This is a genomic window from Rhizorhabdus argentea (assembly GCF_037861105.1).
Taxonomy (GTDB): Bacteria; Pseudomonadota; Alphaproteobacteria; order Sphingomonadales; family Sphingomonadaceae; genus Rhizorhabdus; species Rhizorhabdus argentea.
Map to the genome: position 1 here is coordinate 58,067 of NZ_JBANFK010000012.1, position 22,254 is coordinate 80,320.

The 22,254-nt window shown below is 65.6% G+C and carries 26 protein-coding genes and 1 tRNA gene; 14 read left to right on the plus strand and 13 right to left on the minus strand.

What is annotated here, in order from left to right; translation table 11 throughout:
- Positions 1-66: 66 nt before the first annotated feature.
- A complete protein-coding gene (locus tag AAC645_RS12550; RefSeq protein ID WP_340316468.1) occupies positions 67-1,323 on the plus strand; it encodes a hypothetical protein in 1,257 nt (418 codons plus the stop codon).
- 68 nt (positions 1,324-1,391) lie between these two features.
- On the opposite strand, the gene AAC645_RS12555 is transcribed toward AAC645_RS12550, so the two are convergent.
- Positions 1,392-1,466 (minus strand) — tRNA-Gly (locus AAC645_RS12555).
- A 174-nt stretch (positions 1,467-1,640) separates the two neighbouring features.
- Between AAC645_RS12555 and AAC645_RS12560 the strand changes: the two genes are divergently transcribed.
- Genes AAC645_RS12560 through AAC645_RS12570 form a run of 3 tightly spaced genes read left to right on the plus strand, consistent with a single transcriptional unit; the run spans position 1,641 to position 3,348 of the window.
- Complete coding sequence (locus AAC645_RS12560) at positions 1,641-2,537, plus strand: tetratricopeptide repeat protein (RefSeq protein ID WP_340316548.1); 897 nt, start codon at positions 1,641-1,643, stop codon at positions 2,535-2,537.
- A 2-nt stretch (positions 2,538-2,539) separates the two neighbouring features.
- Positions 2,540-3,166: an LON peptidase substrate-binding domain-containing protein gene (locus AAC645_RS12565; RefSeq protein ID WP_340316469.1), complete on the plus strand. Its 627-nt coding sequence runs from the start codon at positions 2,540-2,542 to the stop codon at positions 3,164-3,166.
- Entirely contained in the window at positions 3,163-3,348 is a 186-nt protein-coding gene (locus AAC645_RS12570; protein ID WP_340316470.1) for a Trm112 family protein, read from the plus strand. Before AAC645_RS12565 ends, AAC645_RS12570 begins: the two co-directional genes overlap by 4 nt.
- Positions 3,349-3,443: 95 nt before the next feature.
- Here the strand turns inward: AAC645_RS12570 and AAC645_RS12575 are convergent, their stop codons facing one another.
- On the minus strand, positions 3,444-4,664 hold the full coding sequence (locus AAC645_RS12575; protein WP_340316471.1) for an FAD-dependent monooxygenase: 1,221 nt from the start codon (positions 4,662-4,664) through the stop codon (positions 3,444-3,446).
- A gap of 165 nt (positions 4,665-4,829) precedes the next feature.
- Here AAC645_RS12575 and AAC645_RS12580 point away from each other — a divergent pair, with 165 nt between their 5' ends.
- Positions 4,830-7,202: an FtsK/SpoIIIE family DNA translocase gene (locus tag AAC645_RS12580; RefSeq protein ID WP_340316472.1), complete on the plus strand. Its 2,373-nt coding sequence runs from the start codon at positions 4,830-4,832 to the stop codon at positions 7,200-7,202.
- Between the two features lie 120 nt (positions 7,203-7,322).
- A complete protein-coding gene (locus AAC645_RS12585; protein WP_340316473.1) occupies positions 7,323-7,790 on the plus strand; it encodes a CHRD domain-containing protein in 468 nt (155 codons plus the stop codon).
- Positions 7,791-7,938: 148 nt separating this feature from the next.
- Here the strand turns inward: AAC645_RS12585 and AAC645_RS12590 are convergent, their stop codons facing one another.
- Entirely contained in the window at positions 7,939-8,835 is an 897-nt protein-coding gene (locus AAC645_RS12590) for an EamA family transporter (protein WP_340316474.1), read from the minus strand.
- 83 nt (positions 8,836-8,918) lie between these two features.
- On the opposite strand from AAC645_RS12590, the gene AAC645_RS12595 reads away from it, so the two are divergent.
- On the plus strand, positions 8,919-9,401 hold the full coding sequence (locus AAC645_RS12595; protein WP_340316475.1) for an Lrp/AsnC family transcriptional regulator: 483 nt from the start codon (positions 8,919-8,921) through the stop codon (positions 9,399-9,401).
- 22 nt (positions 9,402-9,423) lie between these two features.
- Here AAC645_RS12595 and AAC645_RS12600 read toward each other — a convergent pair whose 3' ends face one another.
- The 3 genes from AAC645_RS12600 to AAC645_RS12610 are packed head-to-tail and all read right to left on the minus strand — an operon-like array spanning position 9,424 to position 11,609.
- Positions 9,424-9,612, minus strand: coding sequence for a hypothetical protein (locus AAC645_RS12600; RefSeq protein ID WP_340316476.1), 189 nt, complete (start codon positions 9,610-9,612; stop codon positions 9,424-9,426).
- 23 nt (positions 9,613-9,635) lie between these two features.
- Complete coding sequence (locus AAC645_RS12605) at positions 9,636-9,836, minus strand: hypothetical protein (protein ID WP_340316477.1); 201 nt, start codon at positions 9,834-9,836, stop codon at positions 9,636-9,638.
- A gap of 12 nt (positions 9,837-9,848) precedes the next feature.
- Positions 9,849-11,609 (minus strand): thiamine pyrophosphate-binding protein, encoded by a 1,761-nt coding sequence (locus AAC645_RS12610; RefSeq protein WP_340316478.1) that lies wholly within the window; start codon positions 11,607-11,609, stop codon positions 9,849-9,851.
- Between the two features lie 213 nt (positions 11,610-11,822).
- On the opposite strand from AAC645_RS12610, the gene AAC645_RS12615 reads away from it, so the two are divergent.
- Positions 11,823-12,128: a hypothetical protein gene (locus tag AAC645_RS12615; protein WP_340316479.1), complete on the plus strand. Its 306-nt coding sequence runs from the start codon at positions 11,823-11,825 to the stop codon at positions 12,126-12,128.
- A 54-nt stretch (positions 12,129-12,182) separates the two neighbouring features.
- On the opposite strand, the gene AAC645_RS12620 is transcribed toward AAC645_RS12615, so the two are convergent.
- The 3 genes from AAC645_RS12620 to AAC645_RS12630 are packed head-to-tail and all read right to left on the minus strand — an operon-like array spanning position 12,183 to position 16,353.
- On the minus strand, positions 12,183-13,544 hold the full coding sequence (locus AAC645_RS12620; RefSeq protein ID WP_340316480.1) for an efflux transporter outer membrane subunit: 1,362 nt from the start codon (positions 13,542-13,544) through the stop codon (positions 12,183-12,185).
- Positions 13,541-14,689, minus strand: a complete 1,149-nt coding sequence (locus AAC645_RS12625) for an HlyD family secretion protein (RefSeq protein ID WP_422785832.1) — start codon at positions 14,687-14,689, stop codon at positions 13,541-13,543. The genes AAC645_RS12620 and AAC645_RS12625 overlap by 4 nt, the downstream gene beginning before the upstream one ends.
- Positions 14,689-16,353: an MFS transporter gene (locus tag AAC645_RS12630; RefSeq protein ID WP_340316482.1), complete on the minus strand. Its 1,665-nt coding sequence runs from the start codon at positions 16,351-16,353 to the stop codon at positions 14,689-14,691. The genes AAC645_RS12625 and AAC645_RS12630 overlap by 1 nt, the downstream gene beginning before the upstream one ends.
- Positions 16,354-16,669: 316 nt before the next feature.
- On the opposite strand from AAC645_RS12630, the gene AAC645_RS12635 reads away from it, so the two are divergent.
- The 3 genes from AAC645_RS12635 to AAC645_RS12645 are packed head-to-tail and all read left to right on the plus strand — an operon-like array spanning position 16,670 to position 17,646.
- Positions 16,670-17,122: a DUF4142 domain-containing protein gene (locus AAC645_RS12635; RefSeq protein WP_340316483.1), complete on the plus strand. Its 453-nt coding sequence runs from the start codon at positions 16,670-16,672 to the stop codon at positions 17,120-17,122.
- Between the two features lies 1 nt (position 17,123).
- Positions 17,124-17,408, plus strand: a complete 285-nt coding sequence (locus AAC645_RS12640) for a hypothetical protein (protein ID WP_340316485.1) — start codon at positions 17,124-17,126, stop codon at positions 17,406-17,408.
- A 1-nt stretch (position 17,409) separates the two neighbouring features.
- Complete coding sequence (locus AAC645_RS12645) at positions 17,410-17,646, plus strand: hypothetical protein (protein WP_340316486.1); 237 nt, start codon at positions 17,410-17,412, stop codon at positions 17,644-17,646.
- 24 nt (positions 17,647-17,670) lie between these two features.
- Here the strand turns inward: AAC645_RS12645 and AAC645_RS12650 are convergent, their stop codons facing one another.
- Positions 17,671-18,006, minus strand: coding sequence for a hypothetical protein (locus tag AAC645_RS12650; protein WP_340316487.1), 336 nt, complete (start codon positions 18,004-18,006; stop codon positions 17,671-17,673).
- A 175-nt stretch (positions 18,007-18,181) separates the two neighbouring features.
- Here AAC645_RS12650 and rpsN point away from each other — a divergent pair, with 175 nt between their 5' ends.
- Positions 18,182-18,487: a 30S ribosomal protein S14 gene (rpsN, locus tag AAC645_RS12655; RefSeq protein ID WP_340316488.1), complete on the plus strand. Its 306-nt coding sequence runs from the start codon at positions 18,182-18,184 to the stop codon at positions 18,485-18,487.
- A gap of 7 nt (positions 18,488-18,494) precedes the next feature.
- Positions 18,495-18,788 carry an NADH dehydrogenase ubiquinone Fe-S protein 4 gene (locus tag AAC645_RS12660; RefSeq protein WP_340316489.1) on the plus strand — a complete coding sequence of 98 codons (294 nt, stop codon included), beginning with the start codon at positions 18,495-18,497 and terminating at the stop codon, positions 18,786-18,788.
- Positions 18,789-18,794: 6 nt separating this feature from the next.
- On the opposite strand, the gene AAC645_RS12665 is transcribed toward AAC645_RS12660, so the two are convergent.
- Positions 18,795-19,814: a Gfo/Idh/MocA family protein gene (locus tag AAC645_RS12665; protein ID WP_340316490.1), complete on the minus strand. Its 1,020-nt coding sequence runs from the start codon at positions 19,812-19,814 to the stop codon at positions 18,795-18,797.
- A complete protein-coding gene (locus AAC645_RS12670; RefSeq protein WP_340316491.1) occupies positions 19,811-20,770 on the minus strand; it encodes an MDR/zinc-dependent alcohol dehydrogenase-like family protein in 960 nt (319 codons plus the stop codon). Before AAC645_RS12670 ends, AAC645_RS12665 begins: the two co-directional genes overlap by 4 nt.
- 89 nt (positions 20,771-20,859) lie before the next feature.
- Here AAC645_RS12670 and AAC645_RS12675 point away from each other — a divergent pair, with 89 nt between their 5' ends.
- The gene (locus AAC645_RS12675; protein ID WP_340316492.1) at positions 20,860-21,144 is read left to right on the plus strand and encodes an SWIB/MDM2 domain-containing protein; all 285 of its coding nucleotides are present in this window, start codon (positions 20,860-20,862) and stop codon (positions 21,142-21,144) included.
- On the opposite strand, the gene AAC645_RS12680 is transcribed toward AAC645_RS12675, so the two are convergent.
- Entirely contained in the window at positions 21,122-22,246 is a 1,125-nt protein-coding gene (locus AAC645_RS12680; protein WP_340316494.1) for an inositol-3-phosphate synthase, read from the minus strand. The two genes, AAC645_RS12675 and AAC645_RS12680, sit on opposite strands and share 23 nt — an antisense overlap.
- Between the last annotated feature and the right edge of the window lie 8 nt (positions 22,247-22,254).

Consider the following 22,254-nt stretch of genomic DNA (forward strand, 5'->3'; position numbering starts at 1 on the left):
GGTCGCTCGAAAGCGGTACTACCAAATCGCCCGGCCCCTTGAGCCGGCCCGCGGAATTGTACCGGGGTGGCAAGCGAAGCAGACTATATGGCGGGGCGGGGTGAGCACCGACGAACTGGCGAACGCCAGTGGGACATGCATGTGTCCGAACGCCGCGACCGCGGCGATCACCTCCGACGCGAAGTCCGGTGCTGCGAGGCCGGCCAGCAAGACAAAGTCGTTTACTGGGACCTGACTGGCCCCGCCGACGCGCTTCCCTCACCGCTCGAGAGGCATGACCTCGGCGTAATCGCCTGCCTGTTCCAGGCAATGCGAGAGGCGGCGGACATCCACGTCCATGGGCCGGTCTCGGCAGACCTGCTCGATCGCGTCGTCGAGTTCATCCAAATATGGAGCCTTTGGCGGCCGGACCTGTACGCGCCGATCCGGGTCACCTCCGCGGAAGAGGTCAGCGGTCCGCGGGGAGCGCCGAACCGGCGGAACTCGGCGGTCTGTGCCTTCTCCGGCGGGGTCGATGCAACGTACACGGTCTGGAACCATCATTCCGGACTGGCGGGGCGCACAGCGCGCCGGATCCGGACGGCGGTGCTGATCCAGGGGTTCGACATCCCGCTGACCCATGATGAAGCTTTCGGCATCGTGTCGCGCGCCTCGGAGCAGGTCCTGGCTGACATCAACGTTCCGCTCACCCTGCTACGGACCAATTGGCGCCAGGCCACCCAGGCCGACTGGGAGATGGAGTTCGGCCTGGGGCTGGTAAGCTGCCTTGCCCAATGGGATGGCGATGTCGACAATCTCCTGGTCGGTTCGTGCGAGGATTATGGCCGACTGGTTGTCCCCTGGGGCTCCCACCCGCTGCCGACCCGCCTGCTCGCCGGGGAGGACAGCCGGATCGGCTATGATGGCGGCCATCTCACCAGGACCGGCAAGATCAAGGCCATCTCCGACTGGGAGGTGGGTTTCAACAGTCTCCGCGTGTGCTGGCAGGGCGACATCACCGGCAAGAATTGCGGGGTTTGCGAGAAGTGCGTGCGTACGAAGATGAACGCGATCGCAGCCGCGGTACCGGTACCGGCCTCGCTAGGACGCAAACCGACCTTCATGGAGGTCGCCTCGAAGGGGCCGTTCAACGACGTCCAGCGCAGTTTCATGATCGAGATTCTCGACGAGGCCGCTCGAAACGAGGTCGATGATCCGCTGTTGAAGGCGGTACGTGTCGCAATCCGCCGCAGCGATGTCGCCAACCTGGCCAAGAGAGCCCTGGGCGAGCGTGGAAGGACTTTGGTGAAGGGCCTGCTGAAATCAAAGCGAGCCGTCGCCTGACGCGCGACCACCGGCACTGACCGACGGCCTGCACGCATCTCGCGTGATCCCGATTTCCCTAAGGAAACTGGAGCGGGCGAAGGGATTCGAACCCTCGACCCCAACCTTGGCAAGGTTGTGCTCTACCCCTGAGCTACGCCCGCTCTGGCGCCGTCCGCAGGGCCTGCCTGCGGTCGAGGCGCGGCTATTAGCGTGGGGGTGTTTCCTCTGCAAGCCTGATTCGCATAAAATATCGAGGACTTGGCATCGGGCGCCAGCCTCCCACATAAGGGGCATACCAAAGGCCTGCAGGAGAATCATTGGTGGCGACGTTGGGGATGAGCGCGGCGGAACGGGAAGCGATCGAAGCGTTCAAGCGGGACGTGGTCGAACCGTCGATGACGTCGCTGGTAATCCTCGATTTCTGGGCCGAATGGTGCGGGCCGTGCAAGGCGCTGAGCCCCATGCTCGACAAGGTGGCGCAGGACTATGCCGACAAGGGCGTGATCCTCGTCAAGGTCAATGTCGACGAGCAGAAGATGATCGCGGCGCAATTTCGCGTCCAGTCGATTCCAACCGTCTATGCGCTGTTCCAGGGGCAGCTGGTCGCCGACCTGACGCCTGCGCGCAGCGAAAGCCAGCTCACCCAGATGCTCGACCAGATCCTGCGCCAGCTGCCGGTGCAGGGCGCCGCGGGCAAGCTCCACGAGGACATCGCCCCGCTGATCGCGATGGGCGAGGAGGTACTCGAGGCCGGCGACATCGAACGGGCGCTATCGGTCTTCGGCCAGCTGATCGAAATGGCGCCCGAGGATTCCGACGTGATCTCGGGCCTGGCTCGCACGATGGTCAAGGCCGGCGAACTCGACGAGGCCGATGCGCTGCTCGCGACGGTGCCGGCCGACAAGGCAAAGGACGCGCCGATCGCCCGCGCCCAGGCGGCAGTCGCGCTGGCTCGCGAGGCACAGCCGGTCGATGACCTTGAACCGCTCCGCGCGCGAGTTGCCGCCAATCCCGATGACCACGAGGCTCGGTTCGAACTGGCGGGCGGACTGATGGCGGCAAACGACCGCGACGGGGCCGCCGATCACCTCCTGGAGATTATCGCCCGCGATCGCGACTGGAACGAGGGTGCCGCACGCGCCCGACTGCTCAAACTGCTGGAGGTGGTTGGCCTCGAGGATGGATGGGTGCGCGATCAGCGCCGCCGCCTCTCGGCTATCCTGTTTACCTGATCATGGCGCATGCGGTAGGGCAGCGCCTGTCGATCTTTCCGCTCGCCGGCGCCTTGCTGTTTCCACGCAGCCAGCTGCCGCTGCATATCTTCGAGCCGCGCTATCGTGCGCTGGTGTCGGATGCGCTGGCACGGGACCGGCGCATCTCGATGATCCAGCCGCGCGGCCCCGGTGAGCCCTCACCCTTGTTCGATGTCGGCTGCATCGGTCATATCCGCGAGGTCGAACGTCTCGACGATGGCCGGTTCAACATCGTGCTCGATGGGATAGGCCGCTTTCGCGTGCTGCGCGAACTCGATGTCTCGACGCCGTTTCGGCAAGTGGAGGCCGACCTTTCGGGTTTCGCCGATGCCGAGGCCCCCGATGCGCTGCCCAGCATCGTCCGCGCCGAGATCGAGCGAGAGGCGCGGCGTTTCGCCGACAGCCGCGGGGTCGCGGTCGACTGGACCGCTGTCAGCCGGCTCGACGACGAGACGCTGGTGAACGCCATCGCCGCCATCGCGCCCTTCGACGCGGCGGCCAAGCAGGCGCTGCTCGAATCGCCAACCCTCGCGGACCGTGCCGACCTGCTCGCCCAGTTCCTCGGCTTCTTCCGCCGCGGCGACGACGAACCCGCGACGCTGCAATGACCCTCGACCCGGAGCTGCTGGCCGTACTGGTGTGTCCCGTGACCCGCACGCGGTTGCGCTACGACGAGATGGCGGGTGAGCTGGTGTCCGAAGCCGCGGGACTGGCCTTCCCGATACGCGACGGCGTGCCGGTGATGTTGGTCGAAGAGGCGCGGCAGCTTCAGTCGTCATCCCGGACGTGATCCGGGATCCCGCTGTCTTTCGCGTGGCGGGTAAATGGCTGAACGAAGTAAGAGAAAAGCGAGATCCCGGATCAAGTCCGGGATGACGAACCTATTCAAATCGCCAGTCCCTGCAGCAACCTCGGCAACGCGCCGGTCTCGCCGCGCGCTTCGGACATGAACCGTCCCTTCAATGGCCCCAGGCGCTGCACCGCGCCCAGGCCGATCCGCCGCACCGTCCTTGCGGTGCGTCCGGGGATGCCGAACAGACGGGTCAGGCCATCGGTCGAGGCTGCGACCATGAAACTGTCGAGGCTGCGCCAGCGCTGGTAGCGTGCGAGCAGTTGTGCGTCGCCCGGATCTAGGCCGAGGCGCATACCCTCCACCAGCACCTCGGTGAGGGCCGCGACATCGCGATAGCCGAGATTGACCCCCTGGCCGGCGATCGGGTGGATTCCGTGCGCGGCGTCTCCGACGAGCGCGAGGCGGGTGTCGGTGATACGCGCGGCATGGTGGAAGCCTAGCGGATAGGAACTGCGCGGCGAGATCATCCGCACCTGGCCCAATATGCCGCCCATATGCTTCTCGGCCTCGGCCTGGTAGGCGCGGTCGGGCAGGCCTAGCATCGCTGGCGCCTTTTTCTTATCGACCGTCCACACCAGCGCGGAGCGATGCTCGCCCTCCTGCCCGTCGATCAGTGGCAGGATCGCGAACGGCCCGGCTGGGTAGAATATCTCATGCGCCACGCCACCATGCGGTTTTTCGTGGGCGATCGAAGCGATCATCGCGACATGCTCGTAGCTCCAGCGCGCGACGCTGATCCCGGCCGCTTCCCTGCTGGGCGACTGGCGGCCCTCCGCACCTATCAGCAGCGAGCCGCTGAGCATCCGCCCATCCGCGAGCGTCACGCGCACCCCGTCGAGATCGCGCTGGACGTCGACCGGCCGCGACGGCCGCAACAATGTCAGGCCCTCAGCCGCCCGCGCAGCGCTGTCGAGCGCGCGCCGCAGGTCGCGATTCTCGAACATATGGCCCAGCGCGCCGTCATCAGCCGATGGCTCGAACATCAGCGCTTCGGGGCTCAGCCCGTCCTGCACCTTGATCGCCTGGATCGGGCAGCCCTTGCCCTCCAGCAATGCGCCCACGCCGATCGCCTGAAGCATCCGCCACGGCGCGCTGGCCACGGCCGAGGCGCGGCCGTCGAACCCGGCGTCCAGCATCCGGTCGGGGTCGGCTGGGTCGATGACCGCCGCGCTGATCTGGTGGCGAGCAAGCGCGATACCGAGCGTCAGCCCGACCAGCCCGCCGCCGAGGATGATGATGTCATGACGTTGCATGGGGCGATCTTAGGGCGTCCACCGGGGCGGCGCCACTGTCCTCGTCAGCCGAGGACGGGACGAGCCGATGTCCCGCTCGCTTGACCGCGACTCCGCGCTATGGGATTCTGCGGCTCAGCGGAGTTTCCACGGGCGCGTCGCCCGAACAGCCGGGCAGACACGGACATGGCAAGTCGTAGCATCACCATTGCCGGCGAGGGCGGCGAACCGGGCGGCTGGCGCGAATCGCTGGCCGGCCTGGGCAGGCGGGCCGGCGCGATTCTTGCCGCGATCGCGCTGCTCGGCACGACGATCGCGCTCGGCTTCGTGCTGGCCAGCTATCATGTCACCGATCCGGCGTGGAACACCGCTGCCGGTGGCCCAGCCCAGAATATCTTCGGTGCGCCGGGCGCCTGGGTCGCCGATGTCGCGCTCAGCATCTTCGGCCCCGGGGTGGTGATCGTCCTGCCGCTCGGGCTGGTCTGGGGATTGCGGTTGTGGCGCGGTCATCCGGTCGGCCGTTGGGGACGCTCGCTGACGATCGCGCTGTTCGCGGTGCTGTTGTTCGGGATCGGCCTGGCCCTGTTTCGCGGCGGCTCTGTCGCCGGCCTGCCCGCCGGCTTCGGCGGCAGCCTCGGGCTCGGCGGCGCGGCGCTGATCACGATGGGACTGGACCAGCTTGCGGATCCGATGCTCGCCAATGGCATCCGGCTCGGCTCGGCGGCGCTGTTCGCCATCCTGGGGCTGTCGCTCTGGGCGTGGGGTCTCGGCCTGCTCAGCGACGAACGCGACTGGCTGTTCCGGCGCGGCGCCTATGCGCGCCGCCCCGCCGAACCTTTCGACATGGCCGACGACGAGGACGAGAGCGATTTCGAGACGATCGACCGCGTGCCCGTCCCGGCGCGCCCGCCCCGTTACGCCCCGGTCGACGAGAGCGCCGACGCCGCGCCGCCGCCGGTGATCGCCGACCGCAAGAAGGCGGCGGCGCCGTCGGCCAAGGCGGTCGCGCGCGAACGGCAGAACAGCCTGCCGCTCGGCGACACCTATAAGCTGCCCAGCCTCGGCCTGCTCGCAGCCCCAGCGCCCTCGGGCAACAAGGTGATCGACAAGGCCGCGCTCGAGCGCAATGCGCGGCTGCTGGAAACGGTGCTCGACGATTTCAACGTGAAGGGCCGGATCGTCGAGATCCGCCCCGGCCCGGTCGTCACCATGTACGAGCTCGAGCCGGCCGCCGGCATCAAGGCAAGCCGAGTGATCGCCCTCGCGGACGATATCGCGCGCAACATGTCGGCGATGTCGGCGCGCATCGCGGTGATCCCGGGCCGTACCGTGATCGGCATCGAACTGCCCAACGCTAAGCGCGAATCGGTTTCGCTGTCCGAGCTCATCGCCAGCGACGCGTTCGAGGACATCACCGGGCTCGGCCTCGTCCTCGGCAAGAATATTGGCGGCGATCCGGTCATCGCCGATCTCGCGCCGATGCCCCACCTTCTGGTCGCCGGCACCACCGGCTCGGGCAAATCGGTGGGCTTGAACTCGATGATCCTGTCGCTGCTCTACCGGATGACGCCCGACCAGTGCCGGATGATCATGATCGATCCCAAGATGCTCGAACTCAGCATCTACGACGATATCCCCCACCTGCTCTCGCCGGTCGTCACCGATCCGCCCAAGGCCGTCCGCGCGCTCAAATGGGCGGTCGAGCAGATGGAGGACCGTTACCGGATGATGTCCTCGATCGGCGTGCGCGGCCTTGCCAGCTTCAACGAAAAGGTGCGCGCCGCCAAGACCAAGGGCCAGCCGCTCGGACGGCGCGTCCAGACCGGCTATGACGCCGACACGGGCCAACCGATCTATGAGGAGGAAAAGCTCGAATTCGAGCCCCTGCCGCAGATCGTGGTGATCGTCGACGAGCTTGCCGACCTGATGATGACCGCCGGCAAGGAGGTCGAGTTCCTGATCCAGCGGCTCGCGCAGAAGGCTCGCGCGGCCGGCATCCACCTGATCATGGCGACTCAGCGGCCGTCGGTCGACGTCATCACCGGCGTCATCAAGGCGAACCTGCCCACCCGGATCAGCTTCCAGGTGACCAGCAAGATCGACAGCCGCACCATCCTCGGCGAGCAGGGCGCCGAACAGCTGCTCGGCAAGGGCGACATGCTCTACATGCCAGGCGGCAAGCAGATCATCCGTGTCCATGGCCCCTTCGTCTCCGACGACGAGGTCCGCGCGGTCGCCGATCACTGGCGCAGCCAAGGCACGCCCGATTATATCAATGCGGTTACCGAGGAGCCCGAGGACGGGGGCTTCGCGATGGAGGGCGGGCCTTCTGGCCCAGATGATCCCGAGACCCAGACTTATCGCCGCGCCATCCAGCTGGTAGTCGAGAACCGCAAGGCGTCGACGAGCTGGCTGCAACGCCAACTGCGCGTGGGCTATAATTCGGCAGCGCGGCTGATCGAGCGGCTCGAAAAGGACGGCATCGTATCGACGCCCGATCATGTCGGCCGCCGCGAGGTCATGATCGAGGTCGCCGACCTCGGGCGCTTCCTGAGTTAGCTAAACAGGGTTCGGCGGCCCTGCGCGCGGGGCTCGCTTCGCAGTTCCGGCTTGGCATGTTATCTACCTGTAGGCGGCGGCGACTACCTCGACCCGTTGGCACGTGACAGGAGAGACACCATGCACGCAAAGTTCCTGACCCTTTCGTTGCCCGTCGCCTTGGCATTGGCGGCGGCGGCCGGACCGGCGATTGCCAAAGCGGATAAGGAGCACCAACGCGGGGTGAAGCTTTCCGCAACGCTGAGCGGCGCCAACGAGGTCAATGCGCAAGGCGCGCCCAACCAGGGCGATCCCGACGGTACCGGCAGCTTCTCTGGCCGGCTCGTGCCTGGACAAGGCCAGCTCTGTTATACGCTGACGTGGTCCGGCATCGATGCGCCGACCATGGCGCATATCCATAGCGGAGCAGCTGGAGCAAACGGCCCCGTATTCATCGGTTTTACTGAGCTTGCCACAGGTGAGCACTGCATCGCCGTGGATGAGCAAAAGGCGACCGCGCTGGTCGCGAAGTCGCAAGACTTCTACGTCAACATCCACAACCCAGCGTTTCCGGGCGGGGCCGTGCGGGGGCAATTGGTGAAGAATTGACGCGGCCTCGGCAGACCTGATTCACCCGGGCTAGACCTTGATGGTTTCAGGCTGATTCAGCCTGAAAGCTGGATCAAGGTCGTAACTATTTGAATAGAGCCTGATTCACATCATCGGCGGAAGCGCATAGCGCTTCCACCTCAGATGATCAGGCTCTAACCACTGCCTTATTTCCGCTCGGGCGCGTCGAGAGGATCGTGCCGATCGACGCGACGACAACGAGAGTGACCGCAAGCCACTGCAGCCCGGTCAGCCGCTCGCCCAGCAGGACTGCGCCCGTGATCGCGCCGACCGCCGGCTCCACGCTGAGCAGCACCCCGAAGCTGTTCGACGGAATCTGCTTCAGCGCAACCATCTCGAGCGAATAGGGTATCGCGCTCGATAGAATGGCGGTGACGAGGCCGAGCAAAATTAGGCCCGGCGCTAGCAGCGCGCTTCCCGCCTGGTAGACGCCGACTGGCACCACCAGCAGCGCGGCTGTCGCCATGCCGAGGGCGACCGACTGGCCACCGTGGAGGTGGCCGGTCTGTTTGCCGAAGACGATATAGAGCCCCCAGAACACTCCTGCCGCCAACGCGAAGAGGATGCCCACAGGATCGAGCGCATCGTCCGCCGCGCGGATCGGGAGGAGGAGCAGCAGCCCCGCCATCGCCAGCCCGACCATCGCGAAATGGGCAGGCCGGCGGGAGGTCAGCAGCGCTACCGTCAGCGGCCCGAGAAACTCGATGGCGATTGCCAGGCCAAGCGGGATCGTTCGCAAGGCCATGTAGAAACACAGGTTCATGCTGCCCATCGCCGCGCCGTATCTTACAGTGGCCATCAGGTCGGCGCGGGTCAGCCCCGCCTGCCAGGGCCGCCAGATCAGCAACAGAACCAGCGCCGAGAATCCGACCCGATAGGCACTCGTCGCCTCTGCACCGATCAGCGGGAAGAGCTGCTTGGCGAAGGACGTGCCGATGCAGAAGGCCAAGATCGACCCCAGCAGCGACAGATAGGGTAGCGCGGGATAGAGGCCCGCGAGTCTGGGCGAGGTGATGCTGGACATGAAGAGTGGATAGCCGAAACGCCCTGACGGAGTTCGCCTATTCCTGCTACTACGTGCTGGAAACAGGCAAACGGGCCATCTCTATGACTGAATCCGTCGACCTCGACTCCTTCGACCGGCGAATCCTCGACATCGTCAGGCGAAACACCCTGGAACCTGCGCGCGTGATCGCCGGGCAGGTCGGGCTGTCGGAGAGTGCGGTGCTGCGCCGCTTGCGCAGGCTGCGCTCTACGGGGGTTATCATTGCCGACGTGGCGCTGGTCGACAGGACCCGACTGACGCCGGCCATTACCATCCATGTACTCGTCGAGTTGATCCACAGCGGGTTGAAGGCGGAGCGCGTATTCGCTGCGACTCTCGAGCAGCGGCCCGAGGTCATCGGCGCGTGGAATGTCACCGGCCGAACCGATTTCCTGCTGATCGTGTCGGTCCCGTCGATCGAAGCCTATCAACGCTTCGCCGACGACGTGCTTGCCTCCGACGATAACGTCCGCGCGTTCGAGACGCTGGTCAGCCTGCGCGAGATCGTCCGCTTCGATCCCCTTCGCGCCGGCGAAGCTGCCTGAAGCGCTCGAACCGACTACACGATCACCGCGTTGCCGGGTCGCGCGGTTCCACGGTGCTGTTGTCGGGCGCTGCACCCGGCGTCGAACTGATCGGCGTCCGGTCGATCGGCTCGACGCTGCTGGCGTTGTCAGCGCGCTTGGACTCGCTGCTGTTCGGCCCGGCCATGTCCTGGCGCATGTTGCACCCCGCCAGCGCCAATGCCAACAGCATCAGGCCCGCCGTCCGGCTCCCAATCACGAATCCGCCTCGGTGTCTTCATCCGCAGCCAGTGCATCCTCCTCATCGCTGTCGAGCTGGCGGTCGATCTCTTCGGCGATCAGGTCCATCTGGTCATAGCTCGCGACGATCTCGACGGTGTTGCCGTCGTCGGTGTTGAGATGGATCAGATAATCCTCGTCGCGCCTGGTGATTTCAAAGCCGGTGAGCTGTGCCATGTCGTTTTCCTTTCAGTCCTGAAGCATGGTGAGGGCAGGTTCACGATGCAGCGCTTCGCGGATCTCCCGGGCGCCGGGCGTGCCCTGATCGAGTGCCGCCTGCAGGTTGCGTGCATATTTCTCGATGCGCTTGGGCGGCAGCAGCGGTTCGTTAGGATCGACCACCGCCTCGATCAGCGCGGCGCCCGGATGGGCTAGCGCGGCTTCGACCACCGCGGGCACATCGCCGGCCGCCTCGACGTGCCAGCCCTTGATGCCGCACGCCTCCGCGACCCCAACGAAATCTATCGGCGTGAGATCGCATTCATATTCCTGGTTGCCGAGGAACATCATCTGTTCCCATTTGATCTGGCCGAGCGTGCCGTTCTTGATAACCACGATCTTGATCGGCAGCCGGTAACGCGTGATCGTCGCAAGTTCGCCCATCAGCATCGACAGCCCGCCGTCGCCGATGAACGCCACCACCTGCCGCCCAGGGAAGGCCAGCGCCGCGGCGATCGCATAGGGTAGCCCGCACGCCATCGATGCTGATAGTCCTGAACCGCCGAACAGCTGCCTGTCCTTTGCGACGACATAGCGTGCCATCAGCCCGGTATTGTGCCCCGAATCCCAGACGATCGCAGCATCGTCGTCGAGCCGGTCGCCCACTTCGCGAACGATGCGCCCCGGCGGCATCGGCGTGGCGTCGCGGCCCGCAGTCGAGCGCAGCAGATCGCGCCATGCTGCGGCGCCCTGCTGCGCCTGTTCCAGGAAGCTTCGATCATCCTTGCGGGTCAGACGCGCGTTGAGGGCAGCAAGGCTTTTCCGCGCGTCGCCGACCAGGCCTACCTCGGCGGGAAAGCGCAACCCGATACGCGTCGGATCATGATCGATCTGCACGCCGCGCGCCTGACCGGGCTTCGGATAATATTCGATATAGGGAAAGGTCGATCCGACGATCAGCAGCGCATCGCACTGCTCGATCGCCTCCTGGCTGGGACGCGTGCCGAGCAGGCCGATGCCGCCGGTAGTCAGCGGATGATCGTCGGGCAGCAGCCCCTTGCCGAGCAGCGCCTTGACGATCGGCGCGCCGAGCCGATCGGCCGCCTCAATCAGTTCCGGCACGGCGCCGAGCGCGCCTTGTCCAGCGAGGATGACGACGCGCTGCGCCCCGTTGAGCAGCTCGGCGGCGCGATCGAGTTCGGCTTCGGGGGCGATGACCATGCCGGCCGCCGGATTCTGCGAAACATGATGCGCAACATTGCGATCGGACGGCTCGTCGGCCTGCTCTTCCTCCTCCTGCACGTCGATCGGAACGCTCAGATGCGCGACGCCGCGACGCCCGAGAGCGTGGCGGCAGGCCAGGCTGACCGCATTTTCGACATGGCGCGCGCCCATTAGCCGTGCCGAATAGGCGGCAACATCCATGAAGACCTTGCTATGATCGATATCCTGCTGGGTGAAGCTGTCGGTCAGATCATGATAAGGGGCGCCGGTGATGGCGATGACCGGGGCCCGATCGAGCTTCGCATCGTAGAGCCCGTTGAGAAGATGCACGCCGCCGGGGCCGGTCGTGGCGAGGCAGCAGCCAAGCCGGCCGGTGAATTTGGCATGGGCCGCAGCGGCGAATGCGGCCGATTCCTCGTGGCGAACCTGAATGAACCGGATCTGTCCGGCACGGGTGCGGATCGCTTCCATGATGCCGTTGATGCCATCGCCGGGCATGCCGAAGATGGTATCGACGCCAAAGCTCGCCAGGCTGTCGATCAGGATTTCCGCACCGTTGCGTGCCATCGGGCTTCCTCTCCTTGCGGGGCCCTCGTTAACGGCCGAGGTGCTGCAGGGTTCACCCGCAGAGGCGAAACAATCCCGAAAAAGGTCAAAGGCTTAAACTGGATTAGCAGCAGCACGGCGAATGCTGCCGCTGTGTCGCCGAACCGATCCCGCGTGCGGAGCCCGCAATGCATGCCGATCGTTATTTGCGCTCAAAGGCCATCTGGAGCGACCATGGGACAAACCATCATCGGACGGTTCGAGACGCGGCGCGGCGCCGAACTGGCGATCGAGCATCTCGTCCAGGATCTCGGCGTGGAACGCACCGACATCTTCATCGAAGCGCCGGGCAGCGAGAATAGCGCAGGCACTGCCCCGGCCGGCGCCGATGTCGAGAGCGGCCATCCCAGCCATGAAAAGAGGGGCGAGCCCGCGCTGGGCGGAGAAATCGTCGTTTCGGTCGAGCTCGAAGATGAGCTGGCCGCCAAAGCCCGCGCTTATCTGGACGATGCCGGCGCGACATCGGTCGAGACGCGATAACGTCAGCGCAAAGCCGGCTTCAATCCGTGCCGGCGCGTTCGATGCGTGTTCGCGTCATGCGCCCCACCCACCGCCCATTGCTCGGTAAAGAGTAACGCTGGCGACGAGCCGATCGGTTTCGTTCTGGACCAGCGCCAGTTCGGCGGCGAGCAGTCCGCGCTGGGCATCGAGTTCGGTCAGATAATCGGCATAGCCGGCGCGATAGCGGTTTCTCGCATGGCGCAACACCTCCGCCAGGGCATCGCGCTGCGCCCGCACGTGCAGTTGTTCCGCGTTCAGACGGTCGAGCGTCGACAGCGCGTTCTCGACTTCCTGAAACGCCGTCAGTGCAGCGCCGCGATAAGCGAACGCCGCCTGATCGCGCTGCGCGGTTGCGGCATCGGCGGCGGCGCGGGCGCGGCCTGCATCGAAGAGCGGGGCGAGCACCGATCCCCCCAGCGTGAAGAGCTCGGCCGGATTGGCCAGCGCGCTCGCGACGAGCAGGCTGCCCGAACCGCTCAGCTGGACATTGGGCAGATAGGCCTTGCGCTGCGACGCCAGGTTACGATCGCTCGCAGCAAGCAGAAATTCCGCCTGGGCGATGTCAGGCCGCCGGCGCAGCAGATCGGAGGGGAGTCCGGCCGGTACGGCAGGGACTGCAAGGCGCGCCAGATCGACGCCGCGCTCGATCGCGCGCGGATTGTCGCCGAGCAACACGCTCAGCGCATTCTCCTGCGCCGCGATGGCGCGCTGGACCTGCGGTACGATCTGGGCGGTGGCTTCATATTCCGACTGCGCCTGGGTCAGCTCGAGATCCGAAGTATAGCCGGCTTGGGCTCGCGAGCGGGCGAGGCGGAGCGCTTCCGCACGCGCAGCGAGCGTATCGCGCGCCACCTGGAGCCGGGCGTCGAGACCGCGCAGCGTGATATAGCCGCTGGCAGTGGCCGCGGCGACCGACAGCGTGACGGCATCGCGTGCCGCCATGCTCGCCAGATATCGCTCGCGCGCCGCACCGCGCAAATCGGAAAGCCGCCCGAACAGATCGAGCTGCCAGGCGGCCTGCACCTCCGGCTCGATCGACGAGCCGGTGGAGGAAGTACCGAAGGCCGAAAGGCTCCGGCTGACACCGCCCGTTGCGCCCGCACTTATCGTCGGGAACAGGAGTGCCCGCGCCTGGCGCTCGGTGGCTGCGGCCTCACGCACCCGGGCCGCGGCGATCGCGACATCGTTGTTGCTGGCCAGCGCGCGCTCGATCAGCCGCGTCATCACCGGATCGCCATAGCCGCGCCACCATTCCGCACCGATCGGCTCGGTCGTCGAAACCGGCGTGCGCCAGCCCGACACCGGCTGGACCGCAGCCTGCGGGGGTACCGGCGGCTCCGCGATCATGCAGCCCGTCAGCGCGCAAAAGACTGCTCCGGCGACAAGAACCCTCATCTGTCGCTCGTATCGATCCGCGTTTCGACCGACATGCCCGGCCGCAACCGAGCCGCGAGCGACTGGTCCGGGTCGACGGCGATGCGGACGGAGATGCGCTGCGCGACCTTTACGAAGTTGCCAGTGGTATTGTCGGGCTTGAGCACCGCGAATTCCGAACCGGTCGCAGGGGCCAGGCTCTCGACATGGCCCGTCAGCTTTTTGCCGCCGAGTGCGTCGACGGTGAAGCTGGCGGGTTGGCCCGGCCGCATGTCGGCGGTCTGCGCTTCCTTGTAATTGGCGGTGATCCACAGCTGCCGCGGCACCACGAACAGCAACTGCGTGCCGGCCGTGACATATTGGCCGAGTCGGACGCCGACCTCTCCGACCTGGCCGTCCGCCGGCGCCCGGATGATAGTGTTGGCGAGATCGATCCGCACGAGCCGCAGCGCCGCCTGCGCGCCTTCGACAGCAGCCTGAAGCGCGCCGCGGTTCACGCGAACCGATACCACGTCCTCGCGCGCGATAACGTTCGAGGCCTGGGCCTGGCGGACCGCGGCCTGTGCGGCGAGCAGCGCGGCACGGGTCTGGTCGCGCTCGCGCAGCGAAATCGAGCCCTGTCCCACGAGTTCGTCGACCCGGCGCATATCGGCCTCGGCGCGCGCCAACTGGGCGCGGGCGCTCTCGACCGCAGCGGATTGCGAACCCACCGCGGCTTCGCGCGCGCGGCGCGTCTGTGTGGAGTTGGCGAGGGCGGCGAGCTGGCTGCTGAGATTGGCCTGCGCCTGATCGACCCGCTGGCGATAAATCCGATCGTCTATGCGGACGAGGACCTGCCCGGCCTTGACGTGCTGGAAGTCTTGCACCGGCACGGCAACCACATAGCCGCTGACCTGCGGACTGATCAGCGTCGTGCGCCCGCGGACATAGGCATTGTCAGTCGACTGGATGGCCGACGAGAAAGGCGGCAGACCCCAGGCATAGAGGATAGTCGCCACGCCCAGCAGGACGATCACGGCGATGATGATCGTGGCGCGACGGCTGTTGGGTGGCGGCGCCCAGCCGGTCGGAGCCTGTGGAGGCGGGGCGGTGGTCGGCTCGTCCGGTGTCTCGATCGGATCCTCGATCCGCTCACCGTCACGCGCGCGACTGGCGTCATCCATCATCATTGCCCCCGCATCTTTGCCAGCGCCTGAAGCGGTTCGGCCATCGGATTGACCCCGCTGATATACATCTTCAGCTGCCGCGTCCCGATCCAGAGCAGGGCGAGCAAGGCGAGGCAGCCGACCATCATGAAGATATCATTGAATGCCAGGATATTAGCCTCCCGCGTTACCTGCTGCGACAGCAGCGCCGCCCCTTCGGCCGACCTCAGCGACGGGTCGCCGAGCACCTTGCCATAGGCGCCGCCTAGCGTCTGGATCCGCGCGGCGACCTGCGGATCGGTCAGTGTGAGCGATTGGACGATCGCATGCGAATGGAATTTCTCCCGCATCGTCTGGAAGGTACCCAGAAAGGCGCCACCCGCCAGCCCGCCAAGCGATTGGGTGATGCTGAACAGCGCCGAAAAGCTGACGATATGGTTCGGCCCCTTCGACAAGGCGCGCAACATCCCGATCAGCAGTGTCGGCCCCATGAAAAATACGGCGGCGAAGGCGATCAGCGCCTGGCTCACATACATATCGGCAGGCCTGGTCAGATTGCTTGCATCGGCATCCATGAACGCGCCGACGGCGATCAGCGCCACCGACCAGAATAATGGCCGGCCCAGATTTTGCGGGTTGATCGTCATCGCACTCAGGATCACGCCGGCGACCGTCGCGACCGACATGACCACCGAAAGTCCGATCAGTTGATCGTTGTTGAGACCGACGGCGGTCAGCAATCCCAATGCGCCATAGCTCTGTTCGGCAAGCAGAACCCGCACCGATATGGCAACGATGGCGAAGCGGAGGATATCACGGCTCGCCATCCAGCGCGTGTTCAGGAGCGGATTGGCGCGGTTATGTTCGATGACCACCGCCGCCGCCAGCAACAGCAGCGCACCGCAGGTCGCATATCCAAGCCACGGCGCCTCGGTCCACCACAGGATGCGGCCCTGCCCCAGCACGGCGCAGAGCAGCGCAACGCCCGGCGCGTACAGGGCGAAGGTCACGAAATCGAGCTTCTCGAATGCCTTCATCTTTTCGCTGGGTGGGAGCCGCAGCAGGAAGATCAGGCCGAGGCTGATCAGCGCCATGCCCAGTTCGAACACGTAAAGCATGGTCCATTGGCCACGCTCGAGCAGATCGGAGGAGAAGAGCCTCGCGAGCGGCGTCGCCAGCTGCGGAATACCTATGCCCAGCGCGATACCCTTGAGCCGCCATGGCGCCGGCATTGCCTGCATCACGTAAAGCAGCGCGAGCGTCGACAGCGCCGAGGCGGCGATACCGCTCATTGCGCGAACCGCCAGCGCGGTTTCGTAGCGATGGACGAACAGATGCGCAGCGGTCAGCAGTACATAGGCCGGCAAGAAGAGGCGGGCGAAAGTGACGAGCCCGAACTGCTGCCGGAACTTCACCAGCAACAGGCTCATCGAAACGTTGGTCATGAGATAGGCCGTCGTCAACCAGGCCGCCTGATCGCTATACAGACCGAGCGAGCCCTGAATGTTGGCGATATTGGCACTTACCAGCGCATTGCCGAAGCCGCCGGTCAGGCCAACGACCACGCCAATGCCGAAATAGGCCAGGCGCCGCCCGAACGGATGGTCCGGCGTCGCCGGCGATCCCGGCAACATCGGCCGTTCATGCGGCTGGAAAACATAGGCGGTCGCGGATTGGAGTGTCATATGAACATTCGCTGCATCTGGCCCAGAACCGCGCGCGAGCGGTTTCGATCCTTGCCAGTCCGTAACAGATTTTCGTGGAGGTGGGTCCGCTTCTTCACTGGGAGCATGCGCCTAGGGAAGAGTGATGCTGAAAGGAAGTCGGGATGGCATCCGAACAGATCTCGACAATATAGGTTAATAATACACTTAAGTATTTTCGAGATAATTAAGCATTTCTGAAACTAAAGTTGCCGCATGGCGTTTCGCCCCCTCAGTAAAACGGAGGCCGGCCATGCGTTATCATATAGCTGCGACCATGGTGCTTGGCCTAGCAACCATGAGCCCCGCGCAGACTCCGACGACAGCTGCGTCGGGCTATATTGCCGCCGCTGGCGCCAGCGACCTTTACGAGAAGATGTCTAGCCAGCTGGTGCTGCAGGATACCTCCAGCGAGGATGTGCGCAAGTTCGCGAACATGATGATCACCGATCATTCAACCACCACGCAGCAACTGACCAGCGCGGCCCAGTCGGCGGGGATGGCTGTGCCGCCCCCCGAACTCATGCCGAAACAGCAGGCGATGATCGACGCGTTGGAGAAGGCATCCGGCGGCGCGCGCGAGAAGCTCTATGTGAAGCAGCAGTTGAAGGCGCATCAGGAAGCACTGGCGCTGCACAGCACATATGCGAAGTCCGGCGACACGCCGGCCCTCAAGACGGCCGCCGCGGGCACCGTGCCGATTATCGAACAGCATCTTACGATGGTTAAAAACCTCAAGTTGGAGAAATAGCATGGCGAAGCTTCACACGACGGCGGCGATCGTCGCCCTGCTCGCACTCGGCGCCTGCAATAGAGGAGATCAGGCCACCAGCAACACGCAAGGCAGCGATACGACCAGCGACAACATGATGGTGCCGCCGGCCGACGATGCCACCGTGATGTCGAACGATACGACGGCAATGCCCGGCGACGAGGGCGGCAACATGTCAGGTGGGAACATGACGGGCGGCAACATGTCGGGCGGCAACATGTCCGGAAGCAACACGTCCACGGGCACGACGCCATCGGGCGGCTGATATGCGAAGTGCACCTCTCCTCGGACTGCTCGTGCTCGCCGCCTGCGGCAACGACGCCAACGACAATGTAGCGGCTCGGCTCGATAACGCGGCGGCGCAGAGCGATCCCGCCGCCGCGGCCGTGTTGAGCAACGCGGCGGACGACCTACGTGCGAACGACTCTGCCGACCCTGCGGCCGAAGCGCAGAACGCACTCCAGGCCGCGGGAAATGCGCAGGCCCGTCCGCCCTCGCAATAGCTGTGCACGAGTCGGCGTTCTGCCTTATCCCGTCCCGCAACCGGGCGGATCGCTGGCAGGAAAGGATTCGTCCGAGGCTTGGTCGACATGGTCCCAGTCCTTCGGCTTGTCGCGCATCGCGTCAGGGCCGGCCGAGCGGACGTCATCCGGCTTCCCGTTGCATTCGCCATCTGCAAAGGCGACGCCAGAGGCGGGACCACTATTGGGGCGCCCCCTGGATTCGACGCGCGCCCGCTCGAGTTCCGCGCCCGGGTCCGAGCCGCGGTTTGAATCGGGATCGGCCGGAGGCAAGCCCGGCCGCATATCCTGGTCGACTCCATCGATATCCGAATTCGGTGTTCCTTCGCCGGGCTTTGCCATGGCCATCTCCTCTGGCCGCTATTCTAGGCCGGCGCCTCTTCGCCGCCTTTACCTATGTCGACCGGGCTCGACCGCCCGTGAGGCGGCGGCGATAAAGCGAACGCAGTTCTATGACAGGTGAATGCCTGCACCATCACGTTGATCAAGTTGGACTTTCGGTAGGACGGAGACGGTCATGGCGAAGAAAAGCTCGGTGAACAAGAATGAGCGGCGGAAGAAGATGGTTGCGAAGTTCGCAGGCAAATATGCACGGCTCAAGGCAATCGCCGACGACGAGAGCCTCGAAGAAACCGAGCGGCTGATCGCGCGCCTCAAGATGGCCGAGATACCGCGCAACGCCAACCCGACCAGGGTCCGCAACCGTTGTGCGCTGACCGGCCGGCCCCGCGCCTATTACCGCAAGTTCGGCCTCGCACGGGTGATGCTGCGCGACCTGGCAGTGCGCGGTCAGCTGCCGGGCGTCACCAAGTCGAGTTGGTAGCGGCCCCATGGCGGTGCGGATCTATCGCAAGGTCGAGAATCCGATGCAATGGGGCCGGCGTAACGGCAAGGGCTGGCTGCTCGAGTATGACGTGCCTTATGCCTGCCGGGCCGATCCCCTCACCGGCTGGCAGGGATCGGGCGATACGCGCGGCCAGATCCAGCTGAGCTTCCCGACGCTCGAGGCAGCGATCGCCTATGCCGAACGCGAGGGCCTCGACTATCATGTCGTCCACAGCGGCAATCGCAAGCTCAAGATCCAGAGCTACGCCGACAATTTCACGATGCCGCGGCAGCACTAGGCCAAGTCATGCGGCCGATCTTGCCGCCTGGGAGACGGGCGCCGCGTCGGCGTAGATCCGGTCCATCAGTCGGGCAACGTCGGCAAGCCGGTCGGCCTCGGCATCATAGCGTGGCAGGGCAAGCTTGCGCAGCCAGTGGAAAGCTGCCCGCCCGCCCCAGTCGTCGGGCGGACTGCTCAATCGCTCGGCGGACGTGCCGCGGAAGCGCTCCGCGGTAAAATCGAGAAACGAGCCCCCGACGTTGCGCATGGCCGCCCCGCCGGCGGTGCCGAAGAACTCCGCGCCGATCACCGCGTCCCGCCCGGCGGGCAGGTGCCACGAACAGGCGATACGAATAACCGCCCCTTGCTCCAGCACGATCTCGGCCAGAGCATAGTCCTCGACCACGCGCGTGCGGTCCGCGATCGGCATGCCTGCGTGCATGAGGTGGCCCGACACGCTGCGCACTGGCGGATAGCGCAAGGTCCACAGCGCAAGATCGATGAGGTGGACGCCAAGATCCATCAGGCAGCCCCCGCCCGACAGCACCGGAGCGTAGAACCATGGCTTGTCCGGTCCATAGGCGTTGTGGAAGGTCAGATCGGCCGCGAAGACCTGGCCGAGTTCGCCCGCGTCGATCAGCCGGCGGATCGCCTGCATGCCCTCGGTGAAGCGATAGGAAAGATCGACACCGAGGCAGCGATCGGCCCGTCGCGCGGCGGCGAGCACCGCTTCGACCTCGCGCGCATCGCGACCGAGCGGCTTCTGGCAGAACACGGACAGGCCGCGATCGAGCGCCTGGATCGCCTGCTCGGCATGGAGCGCGCTGGGCGTGGCGATGACGAGGCCGTCGATCCGCTCGTCGAGCAGCGCGTCGAGATCGGCCACCGGCCGGGCATCGGGGGCGAGACGCAGCGCCTCCGCCATGTTCTCGGCCGACGGATCGGCGAGCGCGACCGCTTGGGCGCCAGCCTTCAGCAGAGCCGCCATGCGGTGCCGGCCTATCCAGCCGACACCGAGGAAGCCCAGGCGCGGAGCGCGGCTCATGCGAAGGTCACCAGCGCCTTGAGGAAGCCGTCCGGGCGATCGCGCGTGGCATCTAGTGCGTGATCGAGTTCGCTCAGCGAATAGCTGTGGGTGAACAGCGGACGCGGGTCGAGCCGTCCGCTCGCAACCGCCTCCACGGCCTCGCGGATGCCCTGCACGTAAATCGCCGGATCGCGCTCATGGGCATTGATCACATCGATGCCGCGCCAGTTCCACAGCCACATATTGACCTGCCGCGGCCCGTCCTGATGATAGCCCGCGACGATCAGCTTGCCGCGCTCGCCGGTGAGTTCGGCAGCCAGATCGAGCGGCGCCTGCTTGCCGACCGCCTCGATCACCCGTTCGCACAGCCGTTCGCCGGTCAGCGCCTTGACCCGTTCAATCACGGCGCCATGATCGCCCAGCGGGATGAGCTCGTCCGCGCCGTGCCGGCGGGCGACATCGAGTGAATAGTCGCGGCGCGATATGGCGATGACGCGCGCGCCGACGTTGCGGCTGAGGCGGGTCAGGATCGCGCCCAGGAAGCCGATGCCGACGATGGCGACGGTCTGTCCCGCCTGGATGTCGGCGCGCCTGAAGATATTCATTGCACAGCCGAGCGGCTCGCCCGGAAAGGGCAGATCGCGCAGGCTGTCGGGCAGGCGCACGCAGGCCGACGCTTCTGCGATGTCATATTCGGCGTAGCTCGCGTAGGAGAGCGCCGCCACGCGATCGCCTTCCCGCAGGTCCGCCACCCCCGCCCCCACCGCATCGACGACGCCCCAGCCTTCATGCCCCATCGCACCGGGCTCCATCGGGAAGTTCAGCCATTCGGGTCCCGACCAGGGGCCGAGGTTCGAAGCGCAGACGCCACAACCCTCGAGCCGAACCCGGACCTGGCCCGCGCCGGGCACGGGGATCGGCACCCGATCGACGCGGATCTTTCCGGGCGCGGTCACGACAGCTGCCGACATCATGTTTCCGTTCATCCTAACCTCGCGCACTTGATGGACCCGCACGCCGCGAAGGAGCGTTTGAGCGGCTGCCTGAAATTGGGAGAATGATTATGCCAGCGACCAAGAAGAGCGGCGCAAAGGCCGATGGCCTTCACCGGCCGGTACAGCCGTCCGACGAACTGGCCGAGATTGTAGGTTCCAAGCCAATGACGCGTGCCGACGTCGTCAGCAAGGTGTGGGAATATATCAAGAAAAACGACCTTCAGGACGCGAAGGACCGGCGCAACATCAAGGCCGACGACAAGCTGGCCAAGGTGTTCGGCAAGAAGGAAGCGTCGATGTTCGAGATGAACAAGCATCTGGCCGCCCATCTCAAGCCTGCGGCCGGTTCGTAGGTCCGTCGCGGACGAAGCGCTCGAGTGCGGCATGGGCCGCGTCATCGCTCATCTGCCGTGGCGGATGCTTGCAGAAATAGGCGGCAGCCGGATCGATCGGCCCGGCGAGCCCGCGATCGCGCGCCAGCTTCGCGCAACGGATCATGTCGATCGCCACGCCGGCCGAATTGGGGCTGTCCTCGACCGATAGCCGCAGTTCGAGGTTCATCGGCACGCCGCCGAACAGCTGCCCCTCCATGCGCAGGAAGCATACCTTGTTGTCGTTCTGCCACGCCACATAGTCCGACGGACCGATATGGATATTCTCGTCGGCGAGCCGCTGCTCGGCCACGGCCTGCACCGCTTCGGTCTTGGATATCTTCTTGGAGGCAAGGCGTGACCGGTTCGACATGTTGAGGAAGTCGGTATTGCCGCCGGTGTTGAGCTGATAGGTACGATCGAGCTTGACGCCGCGCTTGGCGAACAGGTCGGTCAGCACGCGGTGCACGATGGTGGCGCCGAGCTGCGCCTTGATGTCGTCGCCAATCACCGGAACGCCTGCCGTCTCGAACCGAGCGGCCCAAGCCGGGTCGCTCGCTATGAAGACCGGGATGGCATTTACGAAGGCGACACCCGCCTCGATCGCGCATTCCGCATAGAATTCCGTCGCCCGCTGCGAGCCAACCGGCAGATAGTTGATCATCACGTCGACCTGTTCGGCGCGCAGCCGATCGACGACCGACGCGTGGCCGGCCTCGATAGTGTCGGCTGGCAGGAAGGTGCGGTCGGCGGCGCTGTCCGCCATATGCTCCGCCATGCCGTCGAGCACCGGCCCCATCTCGACGAGCGTGCCGGTCGGCGGCACCTCGGCGCAAAACAGCGCGGTGCAATTCGGCTTGGCCAGAATCGCGTCGGCGACATCCCGACCGACCTTGCGCCGGTCAATGTCCCACGCGGCAACGACGCGAATATCTGTGGGTCTGTAGCCGCCGATCTCCCATTGCCGCAGCCCGGTGAGGTCGTTGCGGCCATCAGCATAAAAGGCGAGCCCCTGCACCAGCGAACTCGCGCAGTTCCCGACACCGACGATCGCCAGATTGATGGGCCGGGCAGGTGCAAGCATGGTTCCTC

Coding starts and splice junctions, on each gene's coding strand:
- AAC645_RS12590 (WP_340316474.1), bottom strand. CDS start 8,835: ATGTCCAGCATCACCTCGCCCAGACTCGCGGGCCTCTATCCCGCGCTA.
- AAC645_RS12575 (WP_340316471.1), bottom strand. CDS start 4,664: ATGCAACGTCATGACATCATCATCCTCGGCGGCGGGCTGGTCGGGCTG.
- AAC645_RS12600 (WP_340316476.1), bottom strand. CDS start 9,612: ATGCTGTTGGCATTGGCGCTGGCGGGGTGCAACATGCGCCAGGACATG.
- AAC645_RS12650 (WP_340316487.1), bottom strand. CDS start 18,006: ATGGCAAAGCCCGGCGAAGGAACACCGAATTCGGATATCGATGGAGTC.
- AAC645_RS12675 (WP_340316492.1), top strand. CDS start 20,860: ATGCCAGCGACCAAGAAGAGCGGCGCAAAGGCCGATGGCCTTCACCGG.
- AAC645_RS12635 (WP_340316483.1), top strand. CDS start 16,670: ATGAGCCCCGCGCAGACTCCGACGACAGCTGCGTCGGGCTATATTGCC.
- AAC645_RS12665 (WP_340316490.1), bottom strand. CDS start 19,814: ATGAGCCGCGCTCCGCGCCTGGGCTTCCTCGGTGTCGGCTGGATAGGC.
- AAC645_RS12605 (WP_340316477.1), bottom strand. CDS start 9,836: ATGGCACAGCTCACCGGCTTTGAAATCACCAGGCGCGACGAGGATTAT.
- AAC645_RS12670 (WP_340316491.1), bottom strand. CDS start 20,770: ATGATGTCGGCAGCTGTCGTGACCGCGCCCGGAAAGATCCGCGTCGAT.
- AAC645_RS12615 (WP_340316479.1), top strand. CDS start 11,823: ATGGGACAAACCATCATCGGACGGTTCGAGACGCGGCGCGGCGCCGAA.
- AAC645_RS12645 (WP_340316486.1), top strand. CDS start 17,410: ATGCGAAGTGCACCTCTCCTCGGACTGCTCGTGCTCGCCGCCTGCGGC.
- AAC645_RS12595 (WP_340316475.1), top strand. CDS start 8,919: ATGACTGAATCCGTCGACCTCGACTCCTTCGACCGGCGAATCCTCGAC.
- AAC645_RS12580 (WP_340316472.1), top strand. CDS start 4,830: ATGGCAAGTCGTAGCATCACCATTGCCGGCGAGGGCGGCGAACCGGGC.
- rpsN (WP_340316488.1), top strand. CDS start 18,182: ATGGCGAAGAAAAGCTCGGTGAACAAGAATGAGCGGCGGAAGAAGATG.
- AAC645_RS12620 (WP_340316480.1), bottom strand. CDS start 13,544: ATGAGGGTTCTTGTCGCCGGAGCAGTCTTTTGCGCGCTGACGGGCTGC.
- AAC645_RS12660 (WP_340316489.1), top strand. CDS start 18,495: ATGGCGGTGCGGATCTATCGCAAGGTCGAGAATCCGATGCAATGGGGC.
- AAC645_RS12630 (WP_340316482.1), bottom strand. CDS start 16,353: ATGACACTCCAATCCGCGACCGCCTATGTTTTCCAGCCGCATGAACGG.
- AAC645_RS12680 (WP_340316494.1), bottom strand. CDS start 22,246: ATGCTTGCACCTGCCCGGCCCATCAATCTGGCGATCGTCGGTGTCGGG.
- AAC645_RS12625 (WP_422785832.1), bottom strand. CDS start 14,689: ATGATGGATGACGCCAGTCGCGCGCGTGACGGTGAGCGGATCGAGGAT.
- AAC645_RS12565 (WP_340316469.1), top strand. CDS start 2,540: ATGGCGCATGCGGTAGGGCAGCGCCTGTCGATCTTTCCGCTCGCCGGC.
- AAC645_RS12640 (WP_340316485.1), top strand. CDS start 17,124: ATGGCGAAGCTTCACACGACGGCGGCGATCGTCGCCCTGCTCGCACTC.
- AAC645_RS12560 (WP_340316548.1), top strand. CDS start 1,641: ATGAGCGCGGCGGAACGGGAAGCGATCGAAGCGTTCAAGCGGGACGTG.
- AAC645_RS12610 (WP_340316478.1), bottom strand. CDS start 11,609: ATGGCACGCAACGGTGCGGAAATCCTGATCGACAGCCTGGCGAGCTTT.
- AAC645_RS12570 (WP_340316470.1), top strand. CDS start 3,163: ATGACCCTCGACCCGGAGCTGCTGGCCGTACTGGTGTGTCCCGTGACC.
- AAC645_RS12585 (WP_340316473.1), top strand. CDS start 7,323: ATGCACGCAAAGTTCCTGACCCTTTCGTTGCCCGTCGCCTTGGCATTG.